A 15,792-nucleotide genomic window follows, 5' to 3' on the forward strand; every position below is an offset into this window, starting at 1 on the left:
CCATGACCAAAAGACCCTACACAGATCCGCAGGCGGCTCGAACGGGCGACCGGCTGCGGATCGCCATGATCGGCACCAGGGGCGTGCCGGCCGCCTATGGCGGGTTCGAGACGGCGGTCGAGGAGATCGGCCGCCGGCTCGCCTCTCGCGGTCACGGTGTCACTGTGTACTGCCGGTCACAACATCACGCGGCAACCCGCCGGGACTACCTGGGAATGACTCTGGTGCAGCTCCCCGCCCTTCACCTCAAGGCCGTGGAGACACTGAGCCACACAGCGCTCTCGGTCGCCCACGCCGCCATGCATCGGAGGCCGGACGCCGCGTTCGTCTTCAACGCGGCGAACGCCCCGTTCGTCGCCATGCTCCGGATGCGACACATCCCAACGACGGTGCACGTCGACGGTCTTGAGTGGATGCGAGGCAAATGGGGAGCCGGCGGACGGCATTATTATCGATGGGCAGAACAGGTGTCCGTGAGGCAAGCGGATGCGCTGATCTCCGACGCGCAGGGAATCGTCGACTACTACAGCCACGAGTTCAGGGTCCCCACCGAACTGCTCACCTACGGCACCAAGATCCTCACCAACACACCCACCGATCGTCTGGTCGAACTGGGGCTCGGCGCCGGCGCGTATCATCTGGTCGTCGCCAGGTTCGAACCGGAGAACCACGTGGACGTCATCCTCGAGGGCTACCGGCGAAGCGGCGCCCGACTCCCATTGGTGGTGGTCGGGTCCGCGCCGTATGCGGAGAACCACACCAACCGCATCATGCGACTGGCCGCGCCGGACGACCGCATCCATATGCTCGGCGGGATCTGGGACCAGGACCAGCTCGATCAGCTCTACGCGCACGCCGCCACCTACCTGCACGGCCATTCCGTGGGTGGGACCAATCCGTCCCTGCTTCGCGCGATGGGTGCGGGCACCGCCGTCATCGCCTGGGACGTCGTCTTCAATCGCGACGTCCTCGGCGCAAGCGGCGCGTTCTTCGCCGACGCTCAGGGAGTTGCGACCCTGATCGACGACGCAGAGCTGAGCCCACACCGCACGGCGGAGGTGGCGGTGGCCCTGCAAGGACGAGCACGCTCCCTCTACAACTGGGACGCTGTCACCGACGGCTACGAAGGCCTCGCGCGCCGCCTGGCCGCGGGGTACAGCACGCACGGTCTCAGCAGTGGGCGCCGTCGCGAATCGGCCTGGGCAGAAACCGACGAATTGTACTCTCCCGCGAGCACAGCAGTCATCGGACGGCTCTCATGAGCCGCGCCGAATCGACCCGGCTGCGCCGGCCGCGCACCCGTTCGGCCGACGGCTACGCCCTGACGGTGCGCCGCCTCGCGAGTGCGCAGAAGAGTGCCGCGCCGGGAGCCCCACCGTACTCCATCTACGTCAACCGACGCGTCGGACGCTACCTCGCCGCCTGGGCGTACCGGCGCGGCTTCTCCCCGAACGGCGTGACGGCGATCAGCGCCGCATTTACATTCATCGGCGTCGCCCTCATTGCGCTCGTGCCTCCCCAGTGGTGGCTCGGAGTCGTGGTCTGGCTGGCACTCGCCATCGGTTACGCCTTCGACTCAGCAGACGGCCAGGTCGCCAGGCTGCGCGGTGGCGGATCCGCAGCGGGCGAGTGGCTCGACCACATCGTGGACTGCATCAAGATCGCGACGCTCCATGGTGTGGTCCTGGTCGCCGCCTATCGGTTCTTCGATCTCCCGAACGCCGCGTGGCTGCTGGTGCCGATCGCCTACGGCGTGGTCGCGAGCGTGTCGTTCTTCGCGATGATCCTGAACGACCAGTTGAAAGCGAACCGGCGCCAGGCGGCATCCGCTGCCCATAGCCCTGTGCCAACCCGCGCACACCGCGGCGCACTGAAATCGGTGCTGCTCCTGCCAACCGACTACGGCATCCTCTGCGCGGTGTTCCTGCTGCTTGGCTTTCCGCCGGTGTTCTTCGTCATTTACACCCTGATGGCCGTCGCCAACACCGGGCACCTCACTCTCGCGCTCGCCAAATGGTTCACCGATATGCGCGTGCTCGACGACCGTAACCTCAACAGTCAGAAAAGGAAGGCGTCATGACCACTCAACCCCCAGGCGACAGGCTCGCCGTGATCGTCGTGAACTACGGGTCCGCCGATCTCCTTCGCGCAAACCTCGCCCTCTACGATCCGCGTCCGCTGGCTACCGCCGTCGTGATCGTCGACAATTTCACAACGGATGCCGACGCAGAAGACACCCGCGAACTGGCCGACTGGATGGGATGGGAACTCGTCGCATCCCGGCGCAATCTCGGCTTCGGTGCCGGCATGAATGCGGGAGTGGAGCGCGCGCGCAAACTCGGCTGCACGACATTTCTGCTCCTGAACCCGGACGCACGAGTCGAACCAGACGTTGTCGAGGCGCTCTTCTCCGAATGCCGCGAGAACCCGCTCTGCGCCGTTGCTCCCCGCATCGTGCGCGAAGACGGTCGCCTCTGGTTCTCCGGTGCGACGGTCCTGGTCGACCGCGGCAGTACGAGTACCGAAAGCGGCGCTGACAGCTCGGCCGCCAATGGGTGGATCACCGGTGCCTGCGTAACCATTCACGAGCGGCTCTGGGAGCGAATCGGCGGTTTTGACAACGACTATTTCCTCTATTGGGAAGACATCGATCTGTCGTGGCGACTGACAGAAGCCGGCGGACGCCTCCTGGTGCGCGACGACCTCATTGCCGTTCACAGCGTCGGAGGCACCCAGTCCAGTTCAGGAAAGTCGCCATTGTACGTCTATTACAACTGCCGCAATCGGATGTTGTTCGCGTCAAAACACCTGAATCGTCGATTTGTCCTTCGCTGGATTTTGAACAGTCCGCGGTATGCCGTCCAGGTATGCACCCGCGGTGCGGGCCGCCGAACGCTGCTGAGGAAGCCTGAGTTGATTGGCGCCGCTGTTCGCGGAACCGTCACCGGATCAATCGCGGCCCTTCGCGCACGACCCGCGTGAGTGCACGTGATGACCGTTCACTCTCGCCGGCCCCGTTCGGCCGATGACACGCCCATCCGTATTCTCGTCGCGCACCCTGGCGCCGAGCTGTTCGGTTCCGATCGCATGGCACTGGCAAGCATTGCCGGTTTCCTCGAGGCCGGCAACGATGTTGTCGTCACCACCCCGCAGGACGGGCCGCTCCCGGGCCTGGTGCGTCGGCTCGGCGCCACATTCGAACGGTGCCAGACCCCGGTTCTGCGCAAGAGCCTGCTGCACCCTGTCGGGCTGCTGCGGCTGGCGGGACAATCCTTGTCGGGGCTGATCGCCGGGACGAGACTGGTCTCCAGGTTCCGGCCGGACGTCCTCTACGTCAGCACGCTGACCATCCCGCTCTGGGCGGTGATCGGCAAGGTCACCCGAACGCCGGTGGTATGTCATGTCCACGAGGCAGAGAGCACCGCCCCGCGCTGGATGCGGCGGGCGCTCGCAGCCGGCGCCCTGCTCGCCGAAACGGTGATCGCCAACAGCGAGTTCAGCGCTGACGTGCTGAGGACCACATTCCCGCGCCTCACCCGGCGCATCAGGGTCGTCTACAACGGGATCGACGGCCCTGACCATCCCGGCACCGCCCGAACAGGGCTGACCGGAGGTCTCAGGGTGGCATACGTCGGCCGGTTGTCGGCACGCAAAGGAGTCGACGTGGCCATCGCTGCTGTTGCGCTCGTTCGGGCTCATGGCAGCCCGGCACAGCTCGATATCATCGGCAGCGTCTTCGAGGGCAACGAAGCATACGAGGTGTCGCTCCATACCCTGGCCGAAGCGGAGGGCATCGCGGACGTCGTGCAATTCGTCGGCTTCATCCCCGATGTCTGGGATGCCTACGCCGGCTGCGACGTCGCCGTTGTTCCCTCGCGGTTCGATGAGCCATTCGGCAATACCGCCGTCGAAGCACTGCTGGCCGCGCGGCCCGTGATCGTCAGCGACACATCAGGCCTTCGCGAGGCAGCCGACGGTTATGAGTCCGCACAACGCTCCGCTCCAGGCGATCCGATCGACCTGGCACGAGCGCTCGAGCGCGCCATTGCCGAGTGGCCAGGGCTCCGCCGTGCCGCGCAGGGAGACTGTGAGCTCGCGCGTATCCGTCATTCTCCCGCCCGCTACCAGGCCCTGGTGGCAGCGATCGTCGGCCTCAGCTCATCGGCACGCACCCGGAGGGGAGAACCGGTGCGAATCTGAGTTTTCTTCGCTGATACGAGTAGGGTTATCGCACCGATCGTGCAGGAGGTGATGACTCGTGGAGCCACGCATGTACCTCACCGCATTACGCCGGAGATGGGTGCTCATCCTTCTCCTGGGCCTGGTCGGCGCGGCAGCAGCCATGGTGTACGACTCGACGCAGCCGACCCTCTACAAGTCCACTGCGAGCGTCTTCGTCTCAACGCAGCGCGGCGACACGACCAGTGAACTCGTGCAGGGTTCGACGTTCACCCAGGCGAACGTCCTGTCGTACGCCCAACTGGCCCGCACACCCGTCGTTCTCCAGCCGGTGGTCGACGAGCTCGATCTGGCGGGCAGTGCATACAGCCTCGCGAAGGCGATCTCGGTCGATGTGCCCCTCAACACCGTGATCATCGACATCACCGCAGAGAATGGCGACGCCGGGCGTGCTGCCGAAATCGCCAACGCCGTCAGCAAATCACTCAGCTCCGTCGTCGAAGACCTCTCCCCCAAAGACCAGGCCGGCAAGTCGGCGGTCACGATGACCCCTGTCGCACCGGCCGTCACCCCCTCCGCACCATACGCTCCGAACACCCGCCTCATCGTCGTCAGCGGAATCATGGCCGGCCTCGCCGTCGGTCTCCTCCTGACCCTGCTCTGGGAGCTTCTCGACCCCCGTCTTCGAACAGTCAGCGAAGTCCTCCAGACGAGCAACGCCCCCTTACTCGGCGCAGTGGCGCGCCTTCGCCGGGGCGATACCGGCATTGCCATGCTGCAGGATGCGCACAGCCAGCAGGCAGAATCGTATCGGCGCATCAGAACCAACCTGGAATTCGCCAACGTCGAGCACAAGGTGCGACATATCCTGCTGACCTCCGCGACCATCGGCGAAGGGAAGACGACCACGACGATCAACCTCGCGCTCGCCCTCGCAGAACGATCCGACCGGGTGTTGCTCATCGACGCAGACCTTCGCAATCCACAAATTGCAGACCGATGCTCCCTTGAACGTTCGGTCGGGCTGACCACTGTCCTGGTCGGCAAGATCAGGGCCGACGAAGCCGTACAGCGTTACGGGGAGTCCCTTGACGTGCTCACGTCTGGCGTTCCCCCTCACAATCCCGGCCAGCTCCTCGGTTCCCAGGCCATGGCGGAGCTCCTGGGCGAGCTTGCGCACCAGTACGACTTCATTGTGATCGACACTCCACCGCTTCTGGGGGCAACGGATGCGCTCGGTCTTGTTCACGCCGTGGACGGCGTCGTTGTTGTGGTGCGCTATCGAGCGACCAGGCGCCCGCAGCTCCTCAATGCGATCGAGGCACTGCGAGCGGTGAACGCGGACATCCTGGGAACCGTGTTCAACGGAATCAAGCCCGAAACCAGCGACGACCGGGTCTCGTATCGACCACACCCTGGAGAGCCGGCAGCGAATGTCAAAGCTCAACCCGGATCGGCCCGTGGAGACCGCGCGACACCGAAGGCACAGCCAGAATTGGCAGGTATGACGGATGCTGATGAGGGCAGCAGCGCTTCCCACAGCGCCGACTAGCGGCGGCACGGTCATTCGCCTCGTCGCGGCGGTCGCTGTTGCGCTCGTCGGGTCGCGGATCTTCGTTGGCGGTGGGGCGACGATCGGCAACGCCGTTGCCCTGCTCCTTCTCCCCCTCTGGCTCCCCGTCTGGTCACGGTATCGGGGGGGCCGCGTCTTTGCCATCACCGGCCTGGTCGCTGCAGCGGCCGGACTCTGGCTGAGCGATTTCTCCTCCGCCGACCATTCCGTCAGTCCGGCCGGGGCACTGAGCGACATCGTCATGCTCCTCGGCGCCATTGCCGCCGTCGGGGTGCTGCTCTGGTCGCGGGACCTGCTGCCCGTTTGGCTCATCGGTACTCTCTACGGCGGTGGGATGCTGACCACCTCGGTGTTGGCTGGCGAACTCACCCAGGCGAACGCGTGGAAGTTCGGCCTGGGCTTCCCGCTGACGGTGATCGTGCTCTCCCTGCTCAGCCGGCCTGGGCTCCGCCGGTTCGAAGCCGTTGCCCTGCTGGCCTTCGCCGCCGCCGCCGTGGCAACGGACTCCCGCTATCGCTTTGCAACGCTGATGATCGCCGCCGTCTTGATCATCTGGGAGTTGGTGCCGAGCAGCCGGAGCCGTCGCGTCTCGACGCTGACCATGCTGGGAGCGGTTTCGATCATCGTCGTGCTGACCTATAACCTTGCCACGACGCTGCTCATCGACGGCTATCTGGGTGAGCAGGCGCAGACTCGCACGATTTCGCAGATCGAATTGTCTGGCTCGCTGATCGCAGGCGGGAGACCGGAACTGGCAGCATCCGTCGCCCTTTTCCAGGACCACCCATGGGGCTTCGGGGTGGGGGTATCTCCCAACCTTCACGATGTCCTGGTCGCCAAGACCGGAATGGCGGGCATCGGCTACCAGCCGAACAACGGTTATGTGGAGAACTACCTGTTCGGCCGCGGCTTCGAGCTTCACTCGGTCGCGGGCGACTTGTGGGCTTCGTTCGGCCTCCCAGGATTGGCGTTCGTGATTGTCTGCGTCGTTCTGACCCTGCACTCGATCGGTCGTCAACTCGGCGAGCGCGCAGCAACCGGGCTGGTGCTCGTGCTCGGAATCTCAACACTCTGGAACGCCCTGTTCAGCCCGATCTACGGCTCACTCTCGACGCTCGTGCTCACGATCGGGCTCGGGGCCTTGGCCAAGGACATGGGCAGGCACGAAGACGCGTGGGGCGGGCCCACCACCGTCGCGTCGCTGCCTCGGGGTTCACGCTCGGGCAGCATGTCTCCGTTTACGAAACTGCAGTGACGGCCGCTCAATCCAGAACCAGCTCGCGATGGCGCAGGGCACCGTCAATGCAATAGACAGCAGTGCGAAGAGTGGCGCGCCAAGCGCAGCACCTCCGAAAATGGCGATGCACTGCTGCACCGGGAACGCGTAGATGTAGATGCCGTACGAGATGTCATTGCGGAACCAGAACACCCGGTGCCGAAGCAACGTCCCGGTGACGATAAGCGCATATCCCAGGGGGAGGGCCGCAAGTAGTCGGTAGTCGGGCAGCCAGGCGGACGCGATCGTGACCGCGAAGGCGACACCGACGAGCGGCCAGGACGCCGGAATCCGATCCTGGAACCGGTAGATGAGTGCACCGGAGACGAACATGACGCCAAACCGGGCGCCGCCTGCGAGGTAGAAGTTGTCAACGGGCCCATACCCGGTCGCGATAACGGCGACCAGGCACACCAGGAACGCACAGGGCAAAACCCATGCCCGTCTGATGAGGCTGGACACCCCCAGGACCAGTACGCCGAGGTAGCAGAGGAACTCCCACCACAGAGTCCACAGGGAGCCATTCCACACCCCGGGGTACGGCACGTCGAGAGGGGTGCCTGCGATGCCGTACTGGGTGATCCGCAGTGCCGCGTTCCGAACGACGTAGCCAACGCCATCCGTCCAGAAATCGGCGGGGAGGAATCCACCGGAGAGCAGAATCGCTGCGGGAGCGATAACCGCGGCAGTCACGATCAGGCAGGCGTAGAAGCCGGGAAGTATCCGCAGGAAACGGGCTCGCAGGAACTCCCACCATTTCGGGTGGCGAATCCAACTCGACACGATGAGGTAGCCCGAAATGGCGAAGAACCCGTCCACCCAGACATTGGCGAGCAATTGCCGCAGCGGACCGTCCGCGATGTCGCCGCCGGTCAGGGGAAAGGAGTGCCAGAGGATGACTCCGGTTGCCAGCATCAGGCGGATCGCGTTCAGGGCGTTCGCCTTCGGCTGGAACGCTTCTGCGAGCGATGTTCTGGTGATGATGAGACTCTGCGTCATGGGCGCTCCTGCCGCCCGCCGATGCGAAGGGACGGGCGCACGGGGTCATCAACCACGCCATGCGCCGCGTATTCCGGCTGTGCGGGCGCGCCGGTCACCGGAGTCTCGAGGGTGAGCCGGTCGCCTGCAAGATGCTCCGCGAGATGCACAAAACTCGAGAAGTGGGGGCCAAGGAGATATCCGGATGCCGCCAGCAGGTAGAGATCCACGATCGCGGCGCGCACCGCGGCAGTGGAGTTGTATTCCCCTTTGCCGGTCTGCGCAACGCAGCCGGGCACCGCGGCCAGGATCCGATCCTGCGCCTCAGGCACATCACAGGAGACGAAAAATCGCACATCGGCGTCTTCACTTCGAAGCTCAGACATCCTGCGGATGAACCAGTCGACCGGGGAGGTGTCCCTCGTCGCCTGATGCGAAACGGCGTGCGCCCGCACGTTCACCCCGACGTATGGCCGACCACGGAGCTCGCTGTCGAAGACTGCCCGGATCGGCCGGGCGATCTCGTCGACCGGTTGCATCGAGCAGAACTCCTCCTGCCAGGGCCCTGCCTCTGGCGGAAGCTGGATCGGGCTTCCCGTACGGATCTGCCAGACCAACTCTTCGCGCTTGTGGGCATCCAACCAGTCGAGCGTTTCGTCCACATACGGGTAGAAGCGGGCCAGCAGCCGGGAGGTGGCGCGCGACACCGTCGGGCCCGTGACGTGCCAGAGTTCTGGCAACGTCGGCCCGAAGAGCTTGCCGGTCGGCCAGACATACCGAAAATCGCGGCCCTCGAGCTCGGCCAGGCTCCGGCAGCCGAGCACAACACGAATCCGGTTTCCGAGTCCGGAATCGTAACCGTTGTACGCGATGAGGGTCGGTGTCAGGAACGGGAGCGCCATGTGCCACCCGCCTTCTGAAGCGCAGTCCGCCCGATCGGTCCTGTCCCGCGCGCCTGCTGCGGCCCGCGCGTAGCCTTGATGGTGCACACCGTTGATGCGAGGGAGGCCAGATGAGCGCCAGGCACCCTCTGGATGCAACCCGGGACGCAGCACCGCTGCGGGTGCTGCAGTCGTTCTTCACACCTGGCCCGCAAACGAACCCCTACCTGTCGCAGTTGTTCGTCTCGGTTCCGCATGTCGTCCAGCGCCCCTTTTCGTGGAAGACGGCGCTGTTCGGTCGTTACGACGTTCTGCACCTGCACCTGGCCGATGTTCTCTACCTCCGCGCTGGCAGGCTGCGCTCGGCGCTCGGCGCGGTACTTTTCCTCGCTGTGCTGCTGCGCATCCGTTTCGGTCGTATTGCCCTGGTGCGCACTATTCACAACATCACCCCACACGAGGCGCACGGAGCGGTCACGACCTGGATCGAGGGCCTGAGCGCGCGGTGGACGACTCTCTGGATCAGGCTCAATGAGCGAACGGTGCCGCCGACGGATGCCCCGGTCGAGACGATCCTGCACGGCGACTATCGCAGCTGGTTCGCGCGCTTCGACCAGCCGGCGCCCGTGGTCGGGCGAGTGCTTTTCTTCGGTCTGATCCGCCGATACAAGGGTGTCGAAGAACTCATTGCCGCCTTCAGCGATATCACCGATGATTCGCTTGAACTCCGCATTGTCGGCAGGCCGAGCTCCACCACCGTACGCAGCGCCATCGAGGCTGTGGCGAGTGCAGACGAACGCGTGAGCTGCGTGCTTCACTACGTCGACGACGAGCAGCTGGCCGCCGAGGTCGGGGCCGCGGAACTGGTTGTGCTTCCCTATCGCGACATGCACAATTCGGGCGCCGCGATTCTTGCGCTCTCGCTCGGTCGCCCGATCCTGGTTCCGAACACCGACACCAATCGCGACCTTGCCAACGAAGTGGGCCCGGATTGGGTGCGCCGCTTCCCCGGATCGCTCTCTGCGGATACCGTGGTCGACGCCCTCGCGGCAGCACGCGTGGTGGCCAGCGGCGACCCTGACCTCAGCGGGCGCGAATGGAGCGTGGTCGGCGCGCAGCACGCCGACGCGTATGAACGCGCCGCGCGGCTGGATCGACGATATCGGCGCCATCATGACGGGGCACGTTCATACTCGGAGTAGACGTGTTCCCACGCCCCGGTCACCATGCCCAGTCCCCGGTTGAGCGTTCGGAGGCCACCGGCATGACGGGGAATCGACCCTGTGATACCGCCGCCCGCCCACCCGAGCGCACCGACGACGACGCGACCGGCGCCGACGACGGTCAGCTTCATCCGTTCCAGCAGGCGAGCCGGGCGTGAGCGCACCAGTCGCACCGAGGTGCGACTCCATGAATTTCCGCTGCGGAAGTATCTCTGCAGCACCCAGTCCCTCGTCGCCCGTGACGCGGGCACGATGTCGTACACGGCAGCCTCATCGCACCAGATGAGCTGACCCCCCTGCGTGGTCAGCTCTCGGGTGAAGAAGGTGTCAGAGCCGCCACTCAATCCGAGATCGACGTCAAAACGGATGCCGAGTCGGCATACTGAATCGAGGTCGAGCAGAAGGTTGTTGGTCGCCGCCACGTCGACGGTGGTGCCAGTGGGGAAACGGCGGCGCCGAAAGAACCCGCCACCGATGATCCACGGGTCCGGCTCTTCGACGAACTGCGAGATCACCGGACCCACCACTCCCGCCGGCCGTTCCGCACGGAACACCCCGAGCATGGCCCTCAGCCACTCGGCAACGGGACGCTCGTCATCGTCGATGAAGATCAACACGTCAGATCCGGCCGCCTCGTCCAGCGCCCGATTGCGCGCCGCCGCAATGCCCGGCGTCGCCTCATGCACATATCGCACGTATTCAGGGGAGTATTCCCCCACGATGCCGGCGGCTCCCCCATCAGGATCATTGTCGACGACCAGGATCTCGACCAGTTCTTCCGAGTGTGCTGCCTGGCCGACCAACAGCGGCAGCAGTTCCTGGAGGTCGTCCGGCCTCCGGAAACTGAGCACGCCGACCGTGACCAGCAGTCGCTCGGAACCCGTGGTGACCATGACGAACCATTTCCTGATTGCGCGAGTCGAGTCCCGTTCCCTCTCACGTGGGCCTCGGCTACTCGGGAGCAACCGCCCAATAGTTGTCGAACGTGACCCCTGCTGGCGCGTTCGTCACACTGCCCGGCAGATAGAACTGCAGCGCCGTGCCGCCTGCCGCCTGCGTGACCGCCGCGGAGTCCGTGCCGGTGACCTGCCAGGCAACCGGCTCCTGCTCACCGACGCGCCACGCCTTGGCGCGAATCGTGGTGGGTGAGGTTCCCGTCACCTGAACGCGCACCTGAAGCTGCTCACCCAGCGTGTAACTGAGGCCGGGGAGCACGATCGCCGTGCCATTGCTGGCCTGCAGCGTTACCGCACCCGACGGGTAGAAGCGCAGCTTCCCACCGAGGGTCTTGGAACCGACAGCACGGCCGGAGACGGTGACGTAGGTTCCGGTGGCGGTCGGCGTCTTGGTCAATGCGAGCTGCACCTGCACATCCGTGCTGGTGGACTCGAACCCCGTCAGGTAGGCCGTCGCTGTGCCCCCTGCGCCGGCATTCATGGTTGCCGTGCCTGAGCCGACCGAGAAGTTCGACGCACCTCCGGTGACGGTCCACGCACCGCCGACATCGGCTGTGCCGAATCCGTTGCTGACCGAGCGTCCGAAAGCATCCGTCGCGTAGACGGTTGGCCCTGGCGGCGCTTCGATCGTGACGGTGGATGACGAGGTGCCCGTCGCTCCGACATTGTCGGTCACGGTCAGGGTGATCGTATACGTGCCGGCAGCCGCGTAGTCATGGGCAGCGGTTGACTCACTTGCGGTGCCACCGTCGCCGAAGTCCCAGGCGTAGGACGCGAGCGTGCCGTCTGGGTCGCTGGAGCCGGTGCCGTCAACGTCAACATGGGCAGCTGCCACGGTCGACGTGAACGATGCCGTCGGCGGGGTGTTCGCCGGCGGGGCCGTCACCACCACAGTCTGGGTCGTCGTGTTCTCGGCGCCGTCGTCGTCGGTGACCGTCAGCGACACCGTGTATGTACCGGCACTGCTGTATCCATGGTTCACCGTCGGTCCGGTTGTCGACGTCTGGGTGTCGCCGAAGTCCCATTCGTAGCCGACGATTGTGCCGTCTGGATCCGTCGTTCCGGTCGCGTCGAAGTCGGCAGAAAGGAAGTCTGTTGTGGCGGTGAACGCCGCCGTGGGCGGCAGATTGGGCGGCGGCTCAGCTGAGACGGTGACCGATTGGGTGCTGATCCCTATGCCTCCGTCGTCGTCGGTCACGGTCAGCGTCACCGTATACGTTCCCTCTGCAGCGTATGAGTGGGTTGCACTCACTCCGGTCGCGGTGGTGTCGTCACCGAAGTCCCAGGCGTAGGACGCGATCGTGCCGTCCGAATCAGTTGAGGTCGCGGCATCCGTCTCGATGTCAAGATTCGTGATTGCTGTCGTGAAGGCGGCCGTCGGAGGAACGTTGGGCGGGGGCGCTTGAATCGTCACCGCCTTCGACGTGACGGCGGTGGCGCCGCCGTCGTCTGTGACGGTCAGCGAAACCGTGTAGGTGCCGGCTGTCGCATACGTGTGCGTGGCGGTCACGCCGGAACCGGTTGTGCTGTCACCGAAGTTCCACTCATACGAGGCGATGGTGCCATCAGAGTCTGCGGAGCCGCCGCCATCGACGTCGACCGTCAGAAGCCCAGGGGTGGCTTCGAATGAGGCTGTCGGGGCGACGTTCGGGGTCACACCGGAACCGAGCGAGTAGTGGGCGGCGACCGTGTCAGCGGAGAGCGCCGTGCTGTACACGGCCGCCTCATCGATGCGGGCGTTGACGTAGGCACTGGACGAACCCCACGTGGTGTCTCCGCCGACCCGCCAGTATCCGTCGTAGGCCTGGGACTGCGTCTGCGGATTTGTGCCGGCGAGCTGGCCGTCGACGAACAGCTTCATGCCATCACCCGACTGGGTGGCAACCACCTGGTGCCAGAGTCCATCTGTGTAGCTGCCGGGCGTTGTGATGGTGTTCGTCTGGCCGGTCCAGACCCCGAAGACGAGCTTCCCGTCGTCCTGCAGGTACACGTGCCTGTCGTAACTGCCGGAGGTTCCGGTCGCAGAGCTGCCGAACCCGATCAATTTGCCGCCGGAACCGGTGGTGGAGTTGAACCACAGCTCGAGCGAGTAGACGGTGGGATTGGAGAACTGGGCGCTGCTGGCGACCAGCCCGTTCGACCCGTTGAACGCCGCTGCCGTGTTGGTCACGCCCGCGAGTGCGCCTGCAACGCCCTTGGTCACACCACCGCTGTAGTTCCCGGTGTTCCCAGAGACTCCGGAGTCTGCGGCCACTGAACCGCCACTCTCGCCCAGCCGCCAGTAGAGGTCTGGTGAGTCGTTGTAGACCCGCGCCCCATAGCTGTCAGTGGGAACAGGGGGGAGCGGTGCAGTCCGCCCCGACGACGCGTAGTGAGAATTGACCTGTTGGATCGACAGCGGAGCGCCGTAGACCGCCACGTCGTCGATCGCGCCGTTGAAGTAGTTGTTGCCTGCCCAGGTCGAGTCACCGCCGATGCGCCAGTATCCGCTGTATGACTGCCCGAACGTCGTGTCTGAGCGCTGCGCGACCCTCACCCCATCGACGTAGAGCTGCATGCCAGAAGGACCGAGGTTGCCCACGACGTGGTGCCACTGCCCGTTGTTGAGCCCTGGCGCACTCTGCACCGTGCGCATGGACCCTGGGTAGACGCCGAAGAGCACACGACCGGAACCGTCCATATACAGGTGACGGTCGTAGTTGGTGGAGTTGCCCGTGTTCGCGTTGCCGAACCCGATGATCTTGCCGCCGGATGTGCTCGTCGTCTTGATCCAGGCCTCAAGGGCGAAGACGTCAGGGCCCTGGATCGGCGACTGGGTCGCGACGAGGCCGTTGCTGCCGTTGAAGGTGGCTGCCGTGTTGGAGTCTGCACCGATCGCACCGGCCGCGCCGAACCCGACGCCGGCGTTGGCCACGCCGTCCTGGAACCCTGACCAGTCATACACGGATGGCCCACTCGGTTCGCCGAGGCGCCAGTAGTCGACGGGTGAATCGTCCAGCACATCCTCTGCATAGGAACTGATGGTGCCGGTGCTGGAGACGACCACACTGACGTTGTTGCCGTTGATCACGTTGCCGAACGGATCGGAGACCCGGATGCGGTAGGTATAGGTTGCCCCCGGCGTCAACCCGCTGTCGAGGAAATGCATGGTTGGCCGCTGCCAGAAGTTGGAGTTCGCCGTTGTGGTGAAGACCGGGGACCCGGTGACGCCGTTGCGGATGACGTCGTACTTCAGGTTGGCGTTGTCGCGATCCCAGTTGGCCGGCCACGCGATCCTGGCAGTGCCGGCCGCGAGCGACACGACGCTCGGAACATAGTTCGTTCCGCTGAGGCGCGGCGCGTCCTTATTGGGTGCGATGGCCTTGGACGCGAACCGCACGATGCCCTGTTGCGGCACGTTGTTGACGCGGGTGAACTCGCCGCCGTAGAGGATGTACTGGCTGTTGCCGGCGACCGACCAGCCGCCCTGGCTGACCCCGGTGAAGCTTCCGATGTTGATGTCCGGGTACCAGTCCAGCAGCGCAGGGCGCGGCGTGCCGGCCCAGTTGGTGTACCCGTACGGGTCATTCGTGATGGTGCCCTCCACCGACTTGGTGAAGGCGAGCGCGCGGTGGAAGACCCACGGGTCTGGCTGGGGGAATGCCCCGATATTGCCGCAGTAGTGGGCATGGCCGGTGGTGTAGATGACATCCTCGGTCGGGAACACGGAGTAGGTGTCACCGTGGCAGTCCTCGACCCAGGTGATGTTGCCGTCGTCCCAGGATGCGTAGAACGTGCCCTCCAGTGTGCCGGAACCGTAGTGTTGTCCGGTGCCGTACACGCCTCCCTCATCGGAGGAGAGGCTGGCGATGGCAGCGTTGGCGTCGGCGTTTCGAACCGTCGCATTGACGTTGAACGGCAGGTTCGCGCCGGTTGTTCCGTCGAGCATCGCCAGACCGTAGCCGGGGTTTGATGAGCCGTTGACAGACTGGAAGTAGCCGCCGATCACGACCTTGGTACCGTCGGTCTTGACGACAGCGGATGTTGCCTGCCCGTTGCTGACCGTCGGGGCCCAGCCGGCCTTTCGCACACCGGTCACGGCGTCATAGGCCGCAGCACCGGAGACGGCTGCGCCGTTTGCGGTGGTGAACTGACCGACGAGATACACCGTGTCATTGGTTGCCGCGACCGCGTTGACCTTGCCGTTGAGGACCGGGCGGAACGAGGTGAGCGCACCGGTCGCCGTGTCGAATGCGGCAATGCGATAGCGGGTCGAGCCCGCGATGGAGGTGAAACTCCCCGCGACGTAGAGCCGTGAACCGTCGGGAGAGAGCGTCATGTTCCGGATCCGGGCGTTGGGGTTCGGCGCCCAGGAATTGTTCAGCACACCGGTTTGCAGATTATAAGACAGGAGACCCTTGCGGGTGACGGTGTTTACCCCTGGGGCGGCACCGGCCGGCCGTGCCGTCTGGAACTCGCCACCGGCGTATGCGGTGTTGCCCACAACCTCCTGATCCCAGACCACTCCGTCGATCTGCACCGTGGGGAGGCCGTCAGACGACACTGTCTCGGGCGTGTTCGGCAACGGTGGCGCGGTATCGGCGACCGCGGGCTGGGCGAAGAACAGGAGTCCGGCCGCCACAACGGCGACCGTGGTGGCTAGGGAAAGAACACGCGTCCGGGCATGAACGTGCATGAGCAGGCCTCATTCGGGTATGGAACGATTTTCGGGTGATCGTCAGCCTGA

At 65.1% G+C, this 15,792-nt stretch carries 11 protein-coding genes; 7 read left to right on the plus strand and 4 right to left on the minus strand.

What is annotated here, in order from left to right:
* Nucleotides 1–2 precede the first annotated feature (2 nt).
* Genes K323_RS23525 through K323_RS0101090 form a run of 6 tightly spaced genes read left to right on the plus strand, consistent with a single transcriptional unit; the run spans nt 3 to nt 7,007 of the window.
* Nucleotides 3–1,262: a DUF1972 domain-containing protein gene (locus K323_RS23525; protein ID WP_022883441.1), complete on the plus strand. Its 1,260-nt coding sequence runs from the start codon at nt 3–5 to the stop codon at nt 1,260–1,262.
* On the plus strand, nt 1,259–2,080 hold the full coding sequence (locus K323_RS0101070) for a CDP-alcohol phosphatidyltransferase family protein (protein ID WP_022883442.1): 822 nt from the start codon (nt 1,259–1,261) through the stop codon (nt 2,078–2,080). The genes K323_RS23525 and K323_RS0101070 overlap by 4 nt, the downstream gene beginning before the upstream one ends.
* The gene (locus K323_RS23530) at nt 2,077–2,982 is read left to right on the plus strand and encodes a glycosyltransferase family 2 protein (protein ID WP_022883443.1); all 906 of its coding nucleotides are present in this window, start codon (nt 2,077–2,079) and stop codon (nt 2,980–2,982) included. Before K323_RS0101070 ends, K323_RS23530 begins: the two co-directional genes overlap by 4 nt.
* 9 nt (nt 2,983–2,991) lie before the next feature.
* Entirely contained in the window at nt 2,992–4,200 is a 1,209-nt protein-coding gene (locus tag K323_RS0101080; RefSeq protein ID WP_026851075.1) for a glycosyltransferase family 4 protein, read from the plus strand.
* Nucleotides 4,201–4,258: 58 nt separating this feature from the next.
* Nucleotides 4,259–5,731 carry a tyrosine-protein kinase domain-containing protein gene (locus K323_RS23535; protein WP_022883445.1) on the plus strand — a complete coding sequence of 491 codons (1,473 nt, stop codon included), beginning with the start codon at nt 4,259–4,261 and terminating at the stop codon, nt 5,729–5,731.
* Nucleotides 5,691–7,007: an O-antigen ligase family protein gene (locus tag K323_RS0101090; protein ID WP_022883446.1), complete on the plus strand. Its 1,317-nt coding sequence runs from the start codon at nt 5,691–5,693 to the stop codon at nt 7,005–7,007. The genes K323_RS23535 and K323_RS0101090 overlap by 41 nt, the downstream gene beginning before the upstream one ends.
* Here K323_RS0101090 and K323_RS0101095 read toward each other — a convergent pair.
* Nucleotides 6,966–8,027 (minus strand): acyltransferase family protein, encoded by a 1,062-nt coding sequence (locus K323_RS0101095; RefSeq protein ID WP_022883447.1) that lies wholly within the window; start codon nt 8,025–8,027, stop codon nt 6,966–6,968. The two genes, K323_RS0101090 and K323_RS0101095, sit on opposite strands and share 42 nt — an antisense overlap.
* Complete coding sequence (locus tag K323_RS0101100) at nt 8,024–8,908, minus strand: O-fucosyltransferase family protein (RefSeq protein WP_022883448.1); 885 nt, start codon at nt 8,906–8,908, stop codon at nt 8,024–8,026. Before K323_RS0101100 ends, K323_RS0101095 begins: the two co-directional genes overlap by 4 nt.
* 110 nt (nt 8,909–9,018) lie before the next feature.
* On the opposite strand from K323_RS0101100, the gene K323_RS23540 reads away from it, so the two are divergent.
* A complete protein-coding gene (locus K323_RS23540) occupies nt 9,019–10,089 on the plus strand; it encodes a glycosyltransferase (RefSeq protein WP_022883449.1) in 1,071 nt (356 codons plus the stop codon).
* Here the strand turns inward: K323_RS23540 and K323_RS0101110 are convergent.
* Both K323_RS0101110 and K323_RS0101115 read right to left on the minus strand, forming a co-directional pair.
* Nucleotides 10,059–11,003: a glycosyltransferase family 2 protein gene (locus K323_RS0101110; RefSeq protein WP_022883450.1), complete on the minus strand. Its 945-nt coding sequence runs from the start codon at nt 11,001–11,003 to the stop codon at nt 10,059–10,061. The genes K323_RS23540 and K323_RS0101110 overlap by 31 nt on opposite strands.
* Before the next feature lie 58 nt (nt 11,004–11,061).
* Nucleotides 11,062–15,741 carry a PKD domain-containing protein gene (locus K323_RS0101115; protein ID WP_022883451.1) on the minus strand — a complete coding sequence of 1,560 codons (4,680 nt, stop codon included), beginning with the start codon at nt 15,739–15,741 and terminating at the stop codon, nt 11,062–11,064.
* Nucleotides 15,742–15,792 lie beyond the last annotated feature (51 nt).

This window comes from Glaciibacter superstes DSM 21135 (genome assembly GCF_000421145.1).
In the GTDB taxonomy this organism is placed as follows: domain Bacteria; phylum Actinomycetota; class Actinomycetes; order Actinomycetales; family Microbacteriaceae; genus Cryobacterium; species Cryobacterium superstes.

Excerpts from the sequence above, each read along its gene's own strand:
- K323_RS23525 (WP_022883441.1), top strand. The coding sequence starts at position 3 with ATGACCAAAAGACCCTACACAGATCCGCAGGCGGCTCGAACGGGCGAC.
- K323_RS0101070 (WP_022883442.1), top strand. The coding sequence starts at position 1,259 with ATGAGCCGCGCCGAATCGACCCGGCTGCGCCGGCCGCGCACCCGTTCG.
- K323_RS23530 (WP_022883443.1), top strand. The coding sequence starts at position 2,077 with ATGACCACTCAACCCCCAGGCGACAGGCTCGCCGTGATCGTCGTGAAC.
- K323_RS0101080 (WP_026851075.1), top strand. The coding sequence starts at position 2,992 with ATGACCGTTCACTCTCGCCGGCCCCGTTCGGCCGATGACACGCCCATC.
- K323_RS0101090 (WP_022883446.1), top strand. The coding sequence starts at position 5,691 with ATGCTGATGAGGGCAGCAGCGCTTCCCACAGCGCCGACTAGCGGCGGC.
- K323_RS0101095 (WP_022883447.1), bottom strand. The coding sequence starts at position 8,027 with ATGACGCAGAGTCTCATCATCACCAGAACATCGCTCGCAGAAGCGTTC.
- K323_RS0101100 (WP_022883448.1), bottom strand. The coding sequence starts at position 8,908 with ATGGCGCTCCCGTTCCTGACACCGACCCTCATCGCGTACAACGGTTAC.
- K323_RS23540 (WP_022883449.1), top strand. The coding sequence starts at position 9,019 with ATGAGCGCCAGGCACCCTCTGGATGCAACCCGGGACGCAGCACCGCTG.
- K323_RS0101110 (WP_022883450.1), bottom strand. The coding sequence starts at position 11,003 with ATGGTCACCACGGGTTCCGAGCGACTGCTGGTCACGGTCGGCGTGCTC.
- K323_RS0101115 (WP_022883451.1), bottom strand. The coding sequence starts at position 15,741 with ATGCACGTTCATGCCCGGACGCGTGTTCTTTCCCTAGCCACCACGGTC.